Below are 17421 nucleotides of genomic sequence, written 5' to 3' on the forward strand. Positions count from 1 at the left end.
GTCCGGGCCGGGGCGAGGCATCGACCCTAGCCGACGCGCGTCACGTGAGGGGAAACGGCGGGCGTCCGGTGCGAGTGCCGTGGTCGCGGCGGCGATCGGGCCGGGGTCCGGCAGGTGCGGTAGTAGGATGCCAGGACCCAGTTGTTTCCACCGTGCGCAGCAGTTTCCGCCGCGGAACCCCTCGGCGGGCCGCCGACGGGAGCGGCGTTCCGGAGTGCGGGCGCGACGGTGACCGGCACTCCCGCCATTGGCCGAGAGGTTTGTACGTGACCGTGAACCAGCCGCGTTTTGCTGATCTCGGCAAGGTGCTGGTGATCATTCCGACGTTCAACGAGGCGGAGAACGTCGAGCGGATCGTCGGACGGGTCCGCACCTCGGTGCCCGAGGCGCACGTCCTGGTGGCCGACGACAACAGCCCCGACGGCACCGGTGAGCTCGCCGACAAGCTGGCCGCCGAGGACCAGCACGTGCACGTCCTGCACCGCAAGGGCAAGGAGGGCCTGGGCGCGGCCTACCTCGCGGGCTTCCGCTGGGGCATCGACAACGGCTACGACGTCCTGGTCGAGATGGACGCGGACGGCTCGCACCAGCCCGAGGAGCTCGACCGGCTGCTCGCCGCGCTGCGCGGCGCCGACCTGGTGCTCGGCTCCCGCTGGGTGCCCGGCGGCCGGGTGGTGAACTGGCCGAAGTCGCGCCTGCTGCTCTCCCGCGGCGGCTCCACCTACTCGCGCCTGATGCTGGGCGTGCCGATCCGCGATGTCACCGGCGGCTACCGCGCCTTCCGCAAGGAGACGCTGCTCGGTCTGGGCATGGACGAGGTGGCCTCGGCCGGCTACTGCTTCCAGGTCGACCTGGCCTGGCGCACGGTGAAGGCCGGCTTCAAGGTCGCCGAGGTGCCGATCACCTTCGTCGAGCGCGAGCTGGGCGCGTCCAAGATGAGCCGCAGCATCGTGATCGAGGCGCTCTGGCGGGTGACCTCGTGGGGCATCGCGGACCGGGTGGCCCGGCTGCGGGGCGCGAAGCGGCGCTGAACCCCTGACGTTCCGGGCGAAGGGCCCGCCGGCTGTGTGAACAGCGGGCGGGCCCTTCGTCGTGTCCGCGGTCGTGCGCGGGTCGGGCCGACTCTCAGCAGCCGCCCTTGAGGGCGCTCTCCGGGAGGTACTGGTCGGCCCAGACGGCCAGCTCGTCGAGCGCGGGGCGCAGGGCCGTGCCCGCGTCGGTGAGGCGGTAGCTCACGCGCAGCGGCGGGCCCGCGTCGACCTCGCGCAGGACCAGGCCGGCCTCGGTCAGCTCGGTGAGGCGGTCGGAGAGCATGCGCTCGCTGATGCCGGGGACGGCGCGGCGCAGCTCGGAGAAGTAGGCGGGGCCGCCGTGGTTGAGCACGCCCACGAGCAGGCCCGTCCAGCGCTTGCCGAGCAGCGTGAACACCCGGGTGAGGGCCAGCTCGACGTTGAAGCAGGTGCGCTGTTCGGCGCACGCGTCGGAGGCGGCCGGTTGGCGGTCGGTCACTACCTCGTGCTCGGACATGACTCCAGCGTACCTGACCGATCCCTAGTGACTGCAGAAAAGTAAGCTGCTACGGTAGTTGCAGCTGCGGGGGAAAAGGCAGCTACTTATCCGATGGAGGTACCGTCATGCCCACCCTGCTCCACATCGACTCGTCCGCCGTCGCCGACGGCTCCGTCTCCCGCGAGGTCTCGGCGGCGTTCCGGGCCGCCTGGCAGGCCCAGCACCCCGAGGGCACGGTGGTCTACCGCGACCTCGCCGCCGATCCGGTCCCGCACCTCGACGTGCACGGGATCTCGGCGACCTTCGTCCCCGCCGGGGGCCGCACCGCCGAGCAGGACGCCGCGCTCGCCCTGCGCGAGGAGCTGATGACCGAGCTGGAGCAGGCCGACGCGATCGTCATCGGCAGCCCGATGTACAACTTCACGATCCCGTCCACCCTCAAGGCCTGGCTCGACCAGGTCATCCTGATGGGCCGCACCGCCGGAGAGACGCCCTCCGCCAAGGGCACCCCGGTCACCGTGGTCGCCGCCCGCGGCGGCTCCTACGCGCCCGGCGCGCCGCGGGAGCCGTACGAGTTCGTCACCACCTACCTGGAGAAGGTGCTGACCGGGATGCTCGGGCTGGAGGTCGACTTCATCGTCCCCGAGTTCACCCTGGCGCCGAAGGTGCCGGCGATGGCCGACTTCGTCCAGAACGCCGCCGACTCCAAGGCCCGCGCGCTGGAGGACGCCGCCCGCAGGGCCAAGGAGCTCGCCGCCTGAGGCCTGGCCCGGCCGCCGACGTGACCCTCGCCGGAAGGCGCGCCCGCACGGGCGCGCCTTCCGCGTATTCGGGCGCCCGTTCTCCCATGCTGTAGGGCGCAGACCGGTGGGGCGCAGAGAGCCCGGCCGCCGACCAGAGGGAGCAACCCGTGACGTCGTCCCCGCCCGAGGAGAGCGCCGACGCGGACCGCGCGGAGACCGGGGAACAGCCCGTCCGGCCGCTGGAGATCGACGTCTTCACCGGCCCCGAGTCGGCCTTCTTCGCCACCTCCACCCTGATCCTCGGCGAGCGGACCGCGATCCTGGTCGACGCCCAGCTCACCCGCAGCGCCGGACGCGAACTCGCCGAGTGGGTGGCCGGCAAGGGGCGGCGCCTGCTCGCCATCGTCGTCACCCACCACCACCCGGACCACTACTTCGGCGCCGAGGAGGTGCTGAAGCTCTTCCCCGAGGCCCAGCTGCTCGCCGCACCGGCGGTCGTCGACGGCATCCACCGCACCGTCGCCGCCAAGGTCGCCCAGTGGAAGCCCGTGTACGGCGACGACATCCCCGACCACCCGCTGATCCCGGCCCCGCTGCTGCCGCAGCCGCTGATGCTCGACCGCCAGGTGATCCCCGTGCTCATGCTCGGGCAGGGCGACTGCGGCGACTCCACCGTCGTCCACGTGCCCAGCATCCGCACCGTGATCGCCGGGGACTTCGTCTACAACGGCACCCACGTGTGGACCGCCGACACCACCCCCGCGCAGCGCGTCACCTGGGGACACAACCTCGGACGCATCGCCGACCTCGACGTCGACCGGGTGATCGCCGGGCACCGGGCGCCCGACCAGGGCCACGACGCGACCCGGGTGCTCGCCTTCACCGGCGAGTACCTGCAGGACTTCGACCGGCTGCTGGCCGAGCACCCGGACGACGCGGAGGCGCTGGTCACGGCGGTGAACGAACGGTACGGGGAGCTGACGCTGCCGGTCGTCCTGGAGCTGGGCGCGGCGGCGAACGTCGCGCGGGCGGCCGAGGAGTCGCCGGACGAGGACGACGATGCGGTGGAGGGCGAGGAGGACGCGGCAGGGTAGGGCGGATACTGGCGGCATGACGCCGTACGACGTGATCGTTCCGGCGGGCGGGGCCGCCCGGCGCCTCGGCGGGGCCGACAAACCCGGGCTGACCGTCGGCGAGACTACCCTGCTCGACCGGGTGCTCGCCGCCTGCACCGGAGCCCGCACCACCGTCGTGGTCGGCCCGGACCGCCCCACCACCCGCACCGGCGTCCTCTGGACCCGCGAGCAGCCCCCCGGCGGCGGGCCGGTCGCCGCCGTCGCGGCCGGGCTCGACCTGGTCGACGCCGCGACGGTGCTGCTGCTCGCCGCCGACCTGCCGTTCCTCGACCGGCGCACGGTCGAGCGGCTCGTCACCGCCCTCGACGACGCGCAACCGACGGTCGAGGCGGCCGTCCTGGTGGACGCCGGCGGCCGCGACCAGCCCCTCGCCGCCGCCTACCGCACCGCCGCCCTGCGCAGTGCCCTGGCCGCCCTCGGCGACCCGTCCGGCCTCCCGCTGCGCCGCCTCACCGGCGGCCTGGGACGGCTGCTGGTCGCGGACACGGACAACGTGGCGTACGACTGCGACACGTGGGAGGACCTGGAACGGGCCCGCGAGTGGGACCGGGACGGGAGGTAGGGGGAGCAGAAGACCGTGCGGCAGGTGCTGCGGACGGGTGCTCACCAGGCGGCGGGCGGGGTCGTGAGGGAAACGACGCGCCCCGCACACCGGGGGAACATCCCGGGGAAACCGCCGATCAGGCAGCATGGGGCGCATGGAGCGCACGCTGGATGACTGGATCGCGGAGGTCCGCGCCGAACTCGGGATCGACCTGGACGTCGATGTCCGTGGCCTGTTGGACCTCACCCGGGTGGTCGCGCACGGGGTGGCCAGGCCGGCCGCACCGCTGACCGCCTTTCTGATCGGGTACGCGGCCGCCCAGCAGGGCGGCGGCCCCGAGGCCGTCGCCGAGGCGGCCCGCCGCACCGCCGTGCTCGCCGAGCGCTGGAGCGCGCCGGACGCGCCGGACGCGCCGGACAGGCCGGGCCGGCCGTGACGGCCGTCGAGGAGACCGCCGTGACCGCGCCCCCGGCCGGGCCCGGCACCATGGCCTGGCCACTGGCCCGCGAGACCGCCCGCCGGGCCGGGCTGCGCCCGCTGCCGCCGGTCGTGCTGCCGCTCGCCGCCGCCCTCGGCCACACGCTCGCCGAGCCGCTGGCCGCCCTCACCGACCTGCCCGCCTTCGACACCTCCGCCATGGACGGCTGGGCGGTCGCCGGCCCCGGCCCCTGGCGGGTCGCCGGGCGGCTGCTGGCCGGGCGGGCCGCCGTCGCGCCGCTGGCCGACGGCACCGCCGTCGAGATCGCCACCGGCGCCCAACTGCCGCCCGGTGCCACCGCCGTGCTGCGCCGCGAACACGGCTCGACGGACGGCGCGCTGCTGCGGGACTGCGGTCCCCGGCCGACGACCACCGGCCAGGACGTCCGTCCGCGCGGCCAGGAGTGCCGCCGGGGCGAGGCGTTGCTGCCCGGCGGCACCCCCGTCGACGCGGCGGTGCTCGGCCTCGCCGCCGCCTGCGGCCACGACCGGCTCCCGGTCCGCCGCCGCCCGGTCGTCGAACTCCTCGTCCTCGGTGACGAGTTGGTCGCGTCCGGGGTGCCGGGGCCCGGTCTCGTCCGGGACGCGCTCGGACCGATGCTGGCGCCGTGGCTGCGGGCGTGCGGTGCAGAGGTGGCCGAAGTCCGCTCCGTCCGGGACGACTTCGGTCTGCTGCGGGACGCGCTCCGGCACTCCACCGCCGACGTCGTCGTCACCACCGGCGGCACCGCGGCCGGCCCGGTCGACTTCCTGCACCGCGCGCTCGACGAGGTCGGCGCCCGGCTGCTGGTCGACGGCGTCGCCGTCCGCCCCGGCCACCCGATGCTGCTCGCCGAACTGCCACCGGGCGGGCTCCCGGGCGAACTCCCCGGCGGTCGCCACCTGGTGGGCCTGCCGGGCAACCCGCTGGCCGCCGTCGCCGGCACCGTCACGCTCGCGCTGCCGCTGCTGCACGCCCGCAGCGGCCGGCCCGCCGGCGGCCCGGCCCCCGCGCCCGCCGCCGTCCCGCTGGCCGGGCACCCGACGGACACCCGGCTGCTGCCCGTCCGGCGCACCGCCGACGGCGTCGTCCCGCTCGCCTTCGACGGGCCCGCCATGCTGCGCGGCCTGGCCCGGGCCGAGGCGCTCGCCGTCGTCCCGCCGGGCGGTGCGCAGGCCGGCGACCTCGTCGAGCTGCTGGAGGCTCCGTGAGCGGGCCAACCGAGGAGGCCCGCGCATGAGCAAGCTCCTGCGCGGGCCCGCGCCGGGCACCGAACCGTGGGCGGACGCCGGGATCGTGCTGCCCGCCCGGCGCAGCGCGCCCGCCGTCCGGCAGGTCGGCTCGCGGCTGCTGCTCGCGCTCGCCGTCCTGGTCGCCACCACGGTGATCGTCTACCTCGACCGGGACGGCTACAACGACAACGCCGGCGGCGGGCTCGACTTCCTCGACTCCGCGTACTACGCGACCGTGACGCTCTCGACCACCGGGTACGGCGACATCACGCCGTACAGCTCGGGCGCCCGGCTCACCAACATCCTGGTGATCACCCCGCTGCGCGTGCTGTTCCTGATCATCCTGGTCGGCACCACGCTAGAGGTGCTCACCGAACGCACCCGCCAGCAGTGGCGGTTGAACCGCTGGAGGTCCACCGTGCGCGAGCACACCGTCGTGATCGGGTACGGCACGAAGGGCCGCAGCGCCGTCGACACGCTGCTCGGGCAGGGCGTCAAGAAGGACGAGATCGTCGTCGTCGACCCGCAGCGCAAGGTGATCGAACACGCCTCCCAGCACGGGCTCGTCGGCGTCGTCGGCGACGCCACCCGCACCGACACCCTGCTGCGCGCGGCGCTGCCGACGGCCGCCCGGGTCGTCGTCGCGCCCGAGCGGGACGACACCGCCGTCCTGGTCACGCTGACGGCGCGCCAGCTCAACAAGGCCGCCACCGTGGTCGCGGCCGTCCGTGAGGACGAGAACGCGCCGCTGCTGCGCCAGAGCGGCGCGGACGTCGTCGTCACCAGCTCCAGTTCGGCCGGCCGGCTGCTCGGGCTGTCCATGCTCAGCCCGCACGCCGGGGCGGTCATGGAGGACCTGCTCACCTACGGCAACGGCCTGGACGTCGTCGAGCGGCCGGTCACCCGGGCCGAGGCCGGGCACAGCCCGCGTGCGTGCGAGGACCTCGTGGTGGCGGTGGTCCGCGGCCGGCGGGTGATCAACTACACCGAGCCGGAGGCCGCCGTGCTCCAGCTCACCGACCGGGTGATCGTCATCAAGTCGGCGGGGTGAGTCGGGGCCCGTCTTCGAACTCCCGTCGTCCGCCCGCACGGCAGGCGGGAGTTCGAAGACAGGCCCCAAGCCGTTGCCCCGGGCCGGGGGCGGTGCGCAGTAGGTTCGGGGCATGCATGCGATGACGATTCCCGTACCCGGTGGTCCCGAGGCGCTCGTCTGGGCGGAGGTGCCGGACCCGGTGCCCGGTGAGGGCGAGGTGCTGGTCGACGTGGTGGCCACCGCCGTCAACCGGGCCGACCTGCTCCAGCGGCAGGGCTTCTACAACCCGCCGCCCGGCTCCCCGGTGTACCCGGGGCTCGAATGCGCCGGGCGGATCGCCGCCCTCGGGCCGGGCGTGTCCGGCTGGGCCGTCGGCGACGAGGTGTGCGCGCTGCTGGCCGGCGGCGGCTACGCGCAGCGCGTCGCGGTGCCGACCGGGCAGCTGCTGCCGCTGCCGAAGGGGCTCGGCTTCGAGGAGGCCGCGGCGCTGCCCGAGGTGGCCTGCACGGTGTGGTCCAACGTCTTCCTCACCGCGCACCTGCGGCCCGGCGAGACCGTGCTGGTGCACGGCGGCGCCAGCGGCATCGGGACGATGGCGATCCAGCTGGCCAAGGCCGTCGGCGCCCGGGTGGCGGTCACGGCCGGCAGCGCCGGGAAGCTCGCGCGGTGCGCCGAGCTCGGGGCGGACATCGTGATCGACTACCGGGAGCAGGACTTCGTCGAGGCGCTCCGGGAGGCCACCGACGGGGCCGGGGCGGACGTGATCCTCGACATCATGGGCGCCAAGTACCTGCAGCGGAACGTCGACGCGCTCGCCGTCAACGGACGGCTGGTGATCATCGGGCTGCAGGGCGGGGTGAAGGGCGAGCTGGACCTCAACACGCTGCTGCGCAAGCGCGGCGCGGTCGTCGCCACCAACCTGCGCGGGCGGCCGCTGGCCGAGAAGGCGGCGATCGTGGCGGCGGTGCGGGAGCACGTGTGGCCGCTGGTCGAGTCGGGCGTGGTCAAGCCGGTCGTCGACCGGGTGCTGCCGCTGACGGAGGCCGGGGTGGCGCACGGGGTGCTGGAGCGGGGGGAGCAGGTGGGCAAGGTCGTGCTGCGGGCCTGAGGCCTTGCGGGTGCGGCGGTACCAGCACCCGAGGGGCGTCCGAAATGCCCTGATTGCCGGAGTGTGTGAGGCTGGTCCGGAGCTGTCCCGCCGCCGACCCCGCCCCGCGCGGTCGGCCGTCGGAAGGACCTCCGACCGTGGCCGCACCAACGCACGCGCACCTCGGGCCGCTGCCCGCCGCTCCCTCCCGCCGCCCCGCCCGGGCCCGCCGGCTGGCCGCGGCGGCCGTGCTCGGGCTGGTCCTGCCGCTGGCCGCCGCGACGGTGGCCGTCGCCGCCCCCGGACCGGGGGCGGCGAGCTCGGCGGAGGCCGCGGACCGGGCCGACGGCGCGGACCGGTCGGACGGGCCGGACGGGTCCGGCTGGTTCGGGGGCGCCGTCCCGTCCGCCGCGCCGCCGGAGCGTGCGGCCACCCACTCCCGCCCGGACGACTGGGACCCGCGCGCCCACCGCCACCGGCCCGCCGCGCCGGAGCAGGCGCCGGACACATCGCCGCAGCAGGCGCCGGACCAGGCGCCCGACCAGGCGTCCGACGGGGCCGTCGAGCAGGCCCCGGACCAGTCCGCCGAACAGGCTCCCGGGACCGCCGACGCCGACGCCCCGGACACCCCGGCCGACGACGCAGCCCCGGACACCGCCGCGACGGCCGCCACGCAGGCCATCGCCGCCCCCACCGTGATCCCGGCCCGCTGGGGCGACGCCTCCACCCTGCAGCTCCCCCTCGGCGCCGGCCTGGGCCTCATCGGCTGCGGCCTCGGCCTGGTCGGCCTGCGTCTGCGCAGGGGCTGGTAACCGCCCGACGGGAGACGGGCGGCGGGGCGGGGCGGCCGTGTGCGCGGGGGCTCGGATCCGGCGGAGGAGGGTCGGTGCGGCGCGGGTGGGTGTGGGGGAGGTTGTGTGCGGGGTTGCGGTGGATCGGGGGGTGGTGCGGCGGTGCGGCGCGCGAGAACTGAGTATCCGTACGGATTCCCGAGGGGCCGGCCGGGGCGTACCGTCGGGACCGGCCGTGCGGGCCGGGGGCTTCCGCCCGACCAACCCCAGTGAGAGAGAATGTTGTTCATGACGAATCCGATGAACGAGAGCTCGTCGCAGGACGGCCAGAAGGTGCTGATCCTCGGACCGGACGGGATGCCGGTGGGCCAGGGGTTCGCGGGCCCGGCGGGGGACGACGAGGGCGAGGGGCCGCGCGAGCTCCCGGTGACCGAGATGGTCGAGCAGCCCGCCAAGGTCATGCGGATCGGCAGCATGATCAAGCAGCTGCTGGAGGAGGTCCGGGCGGCGCCCCTCGACGAGGCCAGCCGGGCGCGGCTGAAGGACATCCACGCGAGCTCCATCAAGGAGCTGGAACTGGGCCTGGCTCCCGAGCTGGTCGCGGAGCTGGAGCGGCTGTCGCTGCCGTTCACCGAGGACTCCATCCCGACCGAGGCGGAGCTGCGGATCGCGCAGGCCCAGCTGGTCGGCTGGCTGGAGGGGCTGTTCCACGGGATCCAGACCGCGCTGTTCGCGCAGCAGATGGCCGCGCGGGCGCAGCTGGAGCAGATGCGCCGGGCGCTGCCGCCCGGTCTGCACGGCGGCGAGCCGGACGAGGACGAGCCCGGCCAGGGCCGCGGGATCCGCTCCGGTCCGTACCTTTAGGCCCACCCGCGGCCCGCGGCCACACCCGCGGGCCGCGCCCGCACGGCGCACCCGCCGGTCGTACCGGGACGGCCCGCCGCCGGGCGGGCTACCGGCGGGTAGCCACCGGGCCGATCCCCGCGGAGCGGCCCTGGACCGATCACCGTCGGCGGGAGCCGATACCCTGGCCCCCTGTCGCAGGCCGGTGCAGCCGCCGCGGCAGGGGGCCGGGCCGGCCGACGGGCCCGGACCGCAGCACGTACGGACGAGACCGAACGTCACGGTCGCGGCGGTGACGCCCGCGCCGAGGGGGAGCAGCAGATGAGCGAGCACGGCAACGCGGCGGTCGAGGGCTACTCCCTGGGCAACGGCCGCTACGTGTTGCAGCGGCTGCTGGGCGAGGGCGGCATGGCATCCGTGCACCTCGCGTTCGACAGCGTGCTGGGCCGCCAGGTCGCGCTGAAGAGCATGCACAGCGAGCTGGGCCGGGACGACTCGTTCAAGGAGCGGTTCCGCCGCGAGGCGCAGGCGGTGGCCCGCCTGGAGCACCCGAACATCGTCACGGTGTACGACAGCGGCGAGGACGTCGCCCCCGACGGCTCCAGCACGCCGTACATCGTCATGCAGCTGATCGACGGCAAGGGCCTGCGCGAGACGATCAACGAGGCGGTCGCGCAGTACGGCGCGATGCCGACCGAGGAGGCCCTGCGGGTCACCATCGGCGTGCTGAACGCGCTGGAGGCCTCGCACGACATGGGTCTCGTGCACCGCGACATCAAGCCCGGCAACGTCATGTTCGACCGCAAGGGCAACGTCAAGGTCATGGACTTCGGCATCGCCCGGGCGCTGGAATCCGGCGTCACGTCGATGACCCAGACCGGCATGGTGGTCGGCACCCCGCAGTACCTGTCGCCCGAGCAGGCCCTCGGCAAGCCGGTCGACGCCCGCTCCGACCTGTACTCGGTCGGCGTGATGCTCTTCGAGATGCTCACCGGCCAGCTGGTCTTCGACGGCGACTCGGCGTTCTCGATCGCCTACAAGCACGTGCAGGAGGAGCCGCCGGCGCCGTCCACGATGAACCCGTCGCTCCCGCCGGCGGTGGACGCGTTCGTGGCCCAGGCGCTGCGCAAGGACCCGGCGCACCGCTTCGCGAGCGCCGAGGCCATGCGGGACGAGGCGGAGCGGCTGATCGCCGAGCTCAAGGGCGGCGGCGGGCACTCGCTGCAGGCGAGCACGCCGCTGGTGATCAACGAGGGCCCGCGCTCGGTGCACGCCGCGCCGCAGAACCCGGCCACGCCGCACCCGCAGTACCTCCAGCAGGGCGGTGCGCCGCAGCAGCCGCAGTACCAGACGCCGCCGCCGGCCTACCAGACCCCGCGTCCGCAGGCCCCGCAGACGCCGCACCCCTTCCCGCAGCAGCAGCCGCAGTACCAGACCCCGCCGCCGGCGTACCAGACGCCGCAGCCGTTCCAGCGGCCCGCGCACACCCCGCCGCCGCAGCCCGTGCCGCCGTACCGGCCGAACCCGGCCCCGGCGGCCGGCGGGGGCGGCTGCTCGACGGCGGCCGTGGTCATCATGATCATCATCGGTGTGCTCGTCCTGGCGGGCATCATCATCGCGATCGTGATCAACAAGGCGAAGAACAACACCCACAGCACCACGTACGGCAGTGCCGCGCCGTCCGCCGTGGTGCTGGTGCTGGACGCCCCGGAGCGCTCCGGCCTGCTCTGACCGGTCGCGGCCGGATCGGGCGTGTCACGGCGCGCGCCGGAGGCGGTAGCGTTCGGGGATACGAAAGCGACAGGGCACCGCGATCCGAGCGAACGCCCGGGGCGAGGAGCGATGGCACAGACGCAGCATCCGGACGACGACGAGGGCGCCCGGGCGGCCGGCCGGACCGGCGGGGCCCCGCAGCCGAGCGCGCCCGGGAGCGACGCCGCGACCAGCGCGTTCCCGCCGGTGCCGCCCGGCGGCCCGCAGACCCCCGGGCGCGGCACCGCCGCCCCCCTGGGCACGGTCGGTGACGGCCGCTACCGGATGACCCACCGGCTCGGCCGCGGCGGCATGGCCGAGGTCTTCGCCGCCGAGGACATCCGGCTCGGCCGGACCGTCGCGGTCAAGCTGCTGCGCGGCGAGCTCGCCCAGGACGACATCGCCCGGGCGCGGTTCACCCGCGAGGCGCACGCCGTCGCGGCCCTCAACCACCACTCGATCGTCTCGGTCTACGACACGGGCGAGGAGTACTTCGGCGACGAGTCCACCCCGTACATCGTGATGGAGCTGGTCGAGGGCCGGACCGTCCGCGAACTGCTGGTGGACGAGGCCGCGCCGCCGGTCGACCAGGCGCTGATCATCATCGCCGGGGTGCTGGAGGCGCTCGCCTACAGCCACCGGCACGGCATCGTGCACCGCGACATCAAGCCCGCCAACGTGATCATCACGACCACCGGCGCGGTCAAGGTGATGGACTTCGGCATCGCCCGCGCGCTGACCGGCGGGGCCACCACCATGACCCAGACCGGCATGGTGATGGGCACCCCGCAGTACCTGTCGCCCGAGCAGGCCCTCGGCAAGCCGGTCGACCACCGCTCCGACCTCTACGCGGCCGGCTGCATGCTCTACGAGCTGCTGACGCTGCGCCCGCCGTTCACCGGCGACACCCCGCTCTCGGTGGTCTACCAGCACGTCCAGGACCCGCCGGTGCCGCCCTCGCAGGCCAACAGCCGGGTGCCGGTCGGCCTCGACGGGATCGTGCTGCGCTCGCTCGCGAAGAACCCGGACGACCGCTTCCAGGACGCCGACGAGTTCCGCGCGCACGTCCAGCACGCGCTGCGCGAGATGCACGGCGCGGCCGGGGCCGGCTGGGCCGGCGCCACGGCCGGGCTGCCCGCGGCGCCCGGCGACACCGGCGCCACGCAGGTGATCCGGCCGGACCAGACGGCGGCCACCGCGGCCTTCGGCGCGATCGGCGCGGGCGACGCGACCTCGGTGCTGCCGTACCACGGCGGCCGGCCGCCCGCGGGCCCGCACACCCCGTCCTCGCCCTACCAGGGCCCCGGCGGCCCCTACGACGACGGCCACGACGGCGGGGACGACGACGGGTACGGGCGGCGGCGCGGGCCGTGGGGCTGGGTGGCCGGCATCGCGGCCGTCCTGGTCGCGGCCGGCGTCGGCATCGCGCTCGCGCTCAGCGGCGGAGGCGGTGGCGGCGGTGGCGGCGGCACCAACCTCGGTCCCAGCACGCCCGCCCCGGCGGTGAGCAGCACCGACGCCACCACGCCGCCCGCGAGCGGCAGCCAGAGCCCGCCGGCCTCCAACACGAACAGCCGGAAGCCCTCGCAGCCGACCGACAACGGCAACTACGGCGGCGGCAACGGCGGCACCAACATGTCGCCGCAGCCGACGAACAAGCACACGCAGAGCCAGACGCCGACGCCGACCGGGACGCACTCCCCGACCGCCTCCTCGTCGGCGTCCAGCACCCCGACGACGGCGCCGTCGACGCCGAGCGGCGGCGGCAGCACGCCGACCGGCGCGAACCCGGGGACCAGCCAGCCGGCGCCGCCGACGGGCAAGCCCCCGATCACGCCGCCGCCGACGCTCGGCTGATCGGGGGCTGAACCGGCTTCCGGCCGGGGTCAGTTGGCGAAGGCGTCCAGGACCTGTTCGTACTCCTGGCACCACCACGCCAACTGGCCCGCGGAGGCGGGGTACAGCGAGTCGGCCCGGTGGTCGCCCCGCTGGTAGCGCCACTGCAGCATCCAGAAGTCGTTCAGCCGCTCCCACCAGACCCGGTGGGCGGCGGCGGCGAGGTGTTCGGGGGTGGCGGCGCCGGTGGCCCGGTAGGCCTGCGAGTAGTGCCGGACCCGGACGAGGTCGAGCGTGCCCGTCGTCCGGTCGTTGAAGAGCAGGGTGGCGGCGCGGACGGCCTCCTCGGCGCGCGGCTGCGGGCCGAGCTTGTCCCAGTCCAGGACGGCCACGACGCCGTCCGCCCCGGGCGCGCCGGGGGCGTCGAGCGCCGCCGGGTGGAGCAGGTTGAGGCCGTGGAAGTCGCCGTGGGTCCAGCCGGTGGGCGGGGCGGCCTGCGGGGCGGGGCGGCGGTGGGCGTGGTCGGCGAGCAGTTCCAGCCGTTCGGCGAGCCGGCGTTCGACCAGGGCGTCGAGGTCGCCGTGGGGGCGGTGGGCGCGGGCGTGTCCGAGCAGGTCGCGGGCGAGGTCGGCGCTGTCGAGCGGGTCGGCGCTGCGGTAGCCGTCGGGCTGGTCGAGCGGGGCGCAGACGTCGTCGAGCGCGCCGTGCAGGTGGCCGAGCAGCGCGCCGAGAGCGTCGCACTGCGGCAGGGGGAGCTCCGTACCGTGCCGGTGTCGGCCATCCACCCACGGGAACACGGCGAACAGCCGGCCGCCGGAGGAGGCCACCGTCCCGGCGCCGTCGGTGCGGGTCAGCGGGGGTGCGACGGGCAGGCCGAGGGCGTGCAGCGCGGCCATGGCGCGGTGGTGGGCGACGATCTTCGGACGGTTGGCGGTGGCGGCGTCGACGTAGCACTTCAAGAAATGGGGACCGGCCTCGGTCACGACCCGGTAGCCGCGGTTGAGCAGGCCCTCGGCGACCGGTTCGGCGGTCAGTATCCGTCCGATCGGGTAGCGGCACAGCACCTCGGCCAGGGCGGCGCGCGGGACGGGCGGGCTGAGGGTCCCTATCGGCGGGGCGGCGAGGTCGGGGCGGGCCGGGGCGCAGGCGAGGGTCTGGCTGAAAGTCACAGCCAGAGGTTATGGCCCCCTGGCGGGGGCCCTTGACAAGTCGTCAGAACTGTGATGCTGCCCGGGCTCAGTGCTGCTGGTCGGCCTGGTGCCGGGCCACGAAGGCCGCCGCCTGGGTGCGCCGCTCCATGCCCATCTTGGCGAGCAGACTGGAGACGTAGTTCTTCACCGTCTTCTCGGCCAGGTGCAACTCGTTGCCGATCTGACGATTCGTCATCCCCTCGCCGATCAGATCGAGGATCCGGCGCTCCTGCTTGGTGAGCTGGGCGAGCCGTTCGTCCTCCTTCTCGCCGCCGTCGCGCAGCCGGGCGAGCACCCGGCTGGTGGCGACCGGGTCGAGCAGCGACTTGCCGGCCGCGACGTCCCGCACCGCGGTGATCAGGTCGGTGCCGCGGATGGCCTTCAGGACGTAGCCGGAGGCCCCGGCCATGATCGAGTCGAACAGCGCCTCGTCGTCCGAGAAGGAGGTCAGCATCAGGCACTTCAGCTCGGGCAGCCGCGAGCGGACCTCCCGGCAGACCTCGACCCCGTTGCCGTCCGGCAGGCGCACGTCGAGCACCGCCACGTCCGGGTGGACGGCGGGGATCCGGGTGATCGCCTCGGCGGCGGTGCCGGCCTCCCCGACCACCTCGATGTCGTCCTCGACCGAGAGCAGGTCGTGCACGCCCCGTCGGACCACCTCGTGGTCGTCGAGCAGGAAAACTCTGATTTGTCCGTTATCACTCACACCCAAAACCTCCCATATGACCCTACAAGTGGCCTCTCGTACGTACTGCCCCAGGGGCGTGTTCCGGCCAGACCGGTCCGAAACCGATACCGAGAACCCCCTTACGTACGGGCCGTCGCCCGGATAACGTGCGCTGGTGTCCTGAAGGCGCCCGAATTGAGAGCTGCGTCACGCGGTCCGTCACCCCCACCCAACCGACGGCGAGCCGAGCGCGGCACCCACGGGGTTGTAGGCCCTGAACAAGTAGGACGTCCTAGCGCAGGCGCGCCAAGGGCGGACGCTGGGTAACGTTCTCGTGAGGGACGCCGTCGGAACAGGATCACCACCTGCCCCGCAACAGGTGCGCATACCCACGCGCCCCGCGAGGCGGTGACCGGACCGGTCACCGGCGACCCCGGGCGGCCGGACAGACCGAGGAGTGAACGTGACCGTCAAAAGCACGGCGAGGGCCCGCAAGAAGGCGGCCCCCTCCGTCCCTGACACCCTGCGCGCCACGGGTACGGACGCCCAGCCGGAGCTCGTCCAACTGCTCACGCCGGAAGGCGAGCGGGTCGAGCACCCGGACTACCCGCTCACCACCACTCCGGAGGAGCTGCGCGCCCTCTACCGCGACCTGGTGCTGGTGCGCCGGTTCGACGGCGAGGCCACCGCGCTCCAGCGCCAGGGCGAGCTGGGCCTGTGGGCCTCGCTGCTCGGCCAGGAGGCCGCCCAGGTCGGCTCCGGTCGTGCCATGCGCACCGGCGACTACGCCTTCCCCACCTACCGCGAGCACGGCGTGGCCTGGTGCCGCGACGTCGACCCGCTGAACCTGCTCGGCATGTTCCGCGGCGTGAACCACGGCGGCTGGGACCCGAACGAGAAGAACTTCCACCTGTACACCATCGTGATCGGCGCGCAGGCCCTGCACGCGACCGGCTACGCGATGGGCATCACCAAGGACGGCGCGGACGACGCGGTCATCGCGTACTTCGGCGACGGCGCCTCCAGCCAGGGCGACGTCAACGAGGCCTTCACCTTCGCCTCGGTCTACAACGCCCCCGTGGTGTTCTTCTGCCAGAACAACCAGTGGGCGATCTCCGAGCCCACCACCACGCAGACCAAGATCCCGCTGTACCGCCGCGCCTCCGGCTTCGGCTTCCCGGGCGTCCGGGTCGACGGCAACGACGTGCTGGCCTGCCTGGCCGTGACCCGCTGGGCGCTCGACCACGCCCGCAACGGCAACGGCCCGGTGCTGATCGAGGCGTTCACCTACCGGATGGGCGCCCACACCACCTCCGACGACCCGACCCGCTACCGGCTCACCGAGGAGACCGAGGCCTGGAAGGCCAAGGACCCGATCCTGCGGCTGCGCACCCTCCTGGAGAAGGAGGGCCTCGCGGACGAGGAGTTCTTCGCCGCGATCGACGCCGAGAGCGAGCAGCTGGGGCTGCGGGTGCGCGAGGGCGTGCGCAGCATGCCGGACCCGGACCCGACGCTGATCTTCGACCACGTGTACAGCGAGCCGCACGGGCTGGTCGATGAGGAACGGGCCGAGTACGTCCAGTACGCGGCCTCCTTCGAGGCGGGGGAGAACCTCTGATGGCCGGTCAGCTCAGCATCGCGAAGGCGCTCAACAGCGCCCTGCGCAAGTCGCTGGAGGACGACCCGAAGACCCTCCTGATGGGCGAGGACATCGGCAAGCTCGGCGGCGTCTTCCGGATCACCGACGGCCTGCAGAAGGACTTCGGCGAGGGCCGGGTCATCGACAGCCCGCTCGCCGAGTCGGGCATCGTCGGCACCGCGATCGGCCTCGCGCTGCGCGGCTACCGCCCGGTCGTGGAGATCCAGTTCGACGGCTTCGTCTACCCGGCCTTCGACCAGATCGTCTCCCAGCTGGCCAAGATGCACGCCCGCGCGCTCGGGCACGTCAAGATGCCGGTCACCATCCGGATCCCCTACGCGGGCGGCATCGGCGCGGTCGAGCACCACAGCGAGTCGCACGAGGCGTACTTCGCGCACACCGCCGGCCTGCGCGTGGTCACCCCGTCCAGCGCGCACGACGCGCACTGGATGCTGCGGCAGGCCATCGCCTCCGACGACCCGGTGATCTTCCTGGAGCCCAAGCGCCGCTACTGGGACAAGGGCGAGGTCGGCGACGCCGCCGACCTGGGCCTGTACGACGCCCGGATCGTCCGGCCCGGCACCGACGCGACGCTGATCGCGTACGGCCCGATGGTCAAGGTCTGCCTGGAGGCCGCCGCGGCCGCCGAGGAGGACGGCCGCCGCCTGGAGGTCGTCGACGTGCGCTCGCTCTCCCCGGTGGACTTCGCCACCCTGGAGGAGTCGGTCAAGCGCACCGGCCGGGCCGTCGTGGTGCACGAGGCGCCGGTGTTCCTGGGCATGGGCGCCGAGCTGGCCGCCCGCCTCACCGAGCGGTGCTTCTACCACCTGGAGGCGCCGGTCCTGCGGGTCGGCGGCTACTACGCGCCGTACCCGCCGTCCCGGGTCGAGGAGGCATTCCTGCCCGACCTGGACCGCGTGCTCGACGCCGTCGACCGCGCGCTCGCGTTCTGATACCGGGGA

At 74.3% G+C, this 17421-nt stretch carries 16 protein-coding genes and 1 pseudogene; 14 read left to right on the plus strand and 3 right to left on the minus strand.

Annotated elements, in window-relative coordinates; translation table 11 throughout:
- Positions 1-266: 266 nt before the first annotated feature.
- Positions 267-1031 carry a polyprenol monophosphomannose synthase gene (locus tag ACFVSN_RS15760; protein ID WP_380441690.1) on the plus strand — a complete coding sequence of 255 codons (765 nt, stop codon included), beginning with the start codon at positions 267-269 and terminating at the stop codon, positions 1029-1031.
- A gap of 94 nt (positions 1032-1125) precedes the next feature.
- On the opposite strand, the gene ACFVSN_RS15765 is transcribed toward ACFVSN_RS15760, so the two are convergent.
- Positions 1126-1527, minus strand: coding sequence for a winged helix-turn-helix transcriptional regulator (locus ACFVSN_RS15765; protein ID WP_380441688.1), 402 nt, complete (start codon positions 1525-1527; stop codon positions 1126-1128).
- 107 nt (positions 1528-1634) lie between these two features.
- On the opposite strand from ACFVSN_RS15765, the gene ACFVSN_RS15770 reads away from it, so the two are divergent.
- The 11 genes and pseudogenes from ACFVSN_RS15770 to ACFVSN_RS15820 all read left to right on the plus strand — a co-directional run bounded on the left by ACFVSN_RS15770 (position 1635) and on the right by ACFVSN_RS15820 (position 12984).
- A complete protein-coding gene (locus ACFVSN_RS15770) occupies positions 1635-2270 on the plus strand; it encodes an FMN-dependent NADH-azoreductase (RefSeq protein ID WP_380498523.1) in 636 nt (211 codons plus the stop codon).
- Between the two features lie 149 nt (positions 2271-2419).
- A complete protein-coding gene (locus ACFVSN_RS15775; RefSeq protein WP_387955456.1) occupies positions 2420-3346 on the plus strand; it encodes an MBL fold metallo-hydrolase in 927 nt (308 codons plus the stop codon).
- A gap of 16 nt (positions 3347-3362) precedes the next feature.
- Positions 3363-3950 (plus strand): molybdenum cofactor guanylyltransferase, encoded by a 588-nt coding sequence (locus tag ACFVSN_RS15780; RefSeq protein ID WP_387955458.1) that lies wholly within the window; start codon positions 3363-3365, stop codon positions 3948-3950.
- A 111-nt stretch (positions 3951-4061) separates the two neighbouring features.
- Positions 4062-4368: pseudogene (locus ACFVSN_RS15785) on the plus strand (DUF6457 domain-containing protein); the annotation flags it as partial.
- A 50-nt stretch (positions 4369-4418) separates the two neighbouring features.
- Positions 4419-5600: a molybdopterin molybdotransferase MoeA gene (locus ACFVSN_RS15790; RefSeq protein WP_387955603.1), complete on the plus strand. Its 1182-nt coding sequence runs from the start codon at positions 4419-4421 to the stop codon at positions 5598-5600.
- A 25-nt stretch (positions 5601-5625) separates the two neighbouring features.
- Positions 5626-6672, plus strand: coding sequence for a potassium channel family protein (locus ACFVSN_RS15795; protein ID WP_380441680.1), 1047 nt, complete (start codon positions 5626-5628; stop codon positions 6670-6672).
- Positions 6673-6784: 112 nt separating this feature from the next.
- A complete protein-coding gene (locus tag ACFVSN_RS15800; protein WP_380507168.1) occupies positions 6785-7762 on the plus strand; it encodes an NAD(P)H-quinone oxidoreductase in 978 nt (325 codons plus the stop codon).
- Positions 7763-7899: 137 nt separating this feature from the next.
- Positions 7900-8553, plus strand: coding sequence for a hypothetical protein (locus tag ACFVSN_RS15805; RefSeq protein WP_387955460.1), 654 nt, complete (start codon positions 7900-7902; stop codon positions 8551-8553).
- Between the two features lie 267 nt (positions 8554-8820).
- Positions 8821-9396: a bacterial proteasome activator family protein gene (locus ACFVSN_RS15810; RefSeq protein ID WP_359970521.1), complete on the plus strand. Its 576-nt coding sequence runs from the start codon at positions 8821-8823 to the stop codon at positions 9394-9396.
- A gap of 300 nt (positions 9397-9696) precedes the next feature.
- Entirely contained in the window at positions 9697-11106 is a 1410-nt protein-coding gene (locus tag ACFVSN_RS15815; RefSeq protein WP_380498519.1) for a protein kinase, read from the plus strand.
- 111 nt (positions 11107-11217) lie between these two features.
- On the plus strand, positions 11218-12984 hold the full coding sequence (locus tag ACFVSN_RS15820; RefSeq protein WP_380498518.1) for a protein kinase: 1767 nt from the start codon (positions 11218-11220) through the stop codon (positions 12982-12984).
- A 29-nt stretch (positions 12985-13013) separates the two neighbouring features.
- On the opposite strand, the gene ACFVSN_RS15825 is transcribed toward ACFVSN_RS15820, so the two are convergent.
- Together ACFVSN_RS15825 and ACFVSN_RS15830 are read right to left on the minus strand one after the other, a co-directional pair.
- Entirely contained in the window at positions 13014-14132 is a 1119-nt protein-coding gene (locus tag ACFVSN_RS15825) for a phosphotransferase (protein ID WP_387955463.1), read from the minus strand.
- Positions 14133-14199: 67 nt separating this feature from the next.
- Positions 14200-14859: a response regulator gene (locus tag ACFVSN_RS15830; protein ID WP_380441668.1), complete on the minus strand. Its 660-nt coding sequence runs from the start codon at positions 14857-14859 to the stop codon at positions 14200-14202.
- Positions 14860-15283: 424 nt separating this feature from the next.
- On the opposite strand from ACFVSN_RS15830, the gene pdhA reads away from it, so the two are divergent.
- Both pdhA and ACFVSN_RS15840 read left to right on the plus strand, forming a co-directional pair.
- A complete protein-coding gene (gene pdhA, locus ACFVSN_RS15835) occupies positions 15284-16438 on the plus strand; it encodes a pyruvate dehydrogenase (acetyl-transferring) E1 component subunit alpha (protein WP_380441667.1) in 1155 nt (384 codons plus the stop codon).
- Positions 16438-17412, plus strand: coding sequence for an alpha-ketoacid dehydrogenase subunit beta (locus ACFVSN_RS15840; protein WP_380441665.1), 975 nt, complete (start codon positions 16438-16440; stop codon positions 17410-17412). The genes pdhA and ACFVSN_RS15840 overlap by 1 nt, the downstream gene beginning before the upstream one ends.
- The last annotated feature ends 9 nt before the right edge of the window (positions 17413-17421 follow it).

The sequence above is a fragment of the Kitasatospora sp. NPDC057904 genome, from assembly GCF_042887925.1.
Taxonomy (GTDB): domain Bacteria; phylum Actinomycetota; class Actinomycetes; order Streptomycetales; family Streptomycetaceae; genus Kitasatospora.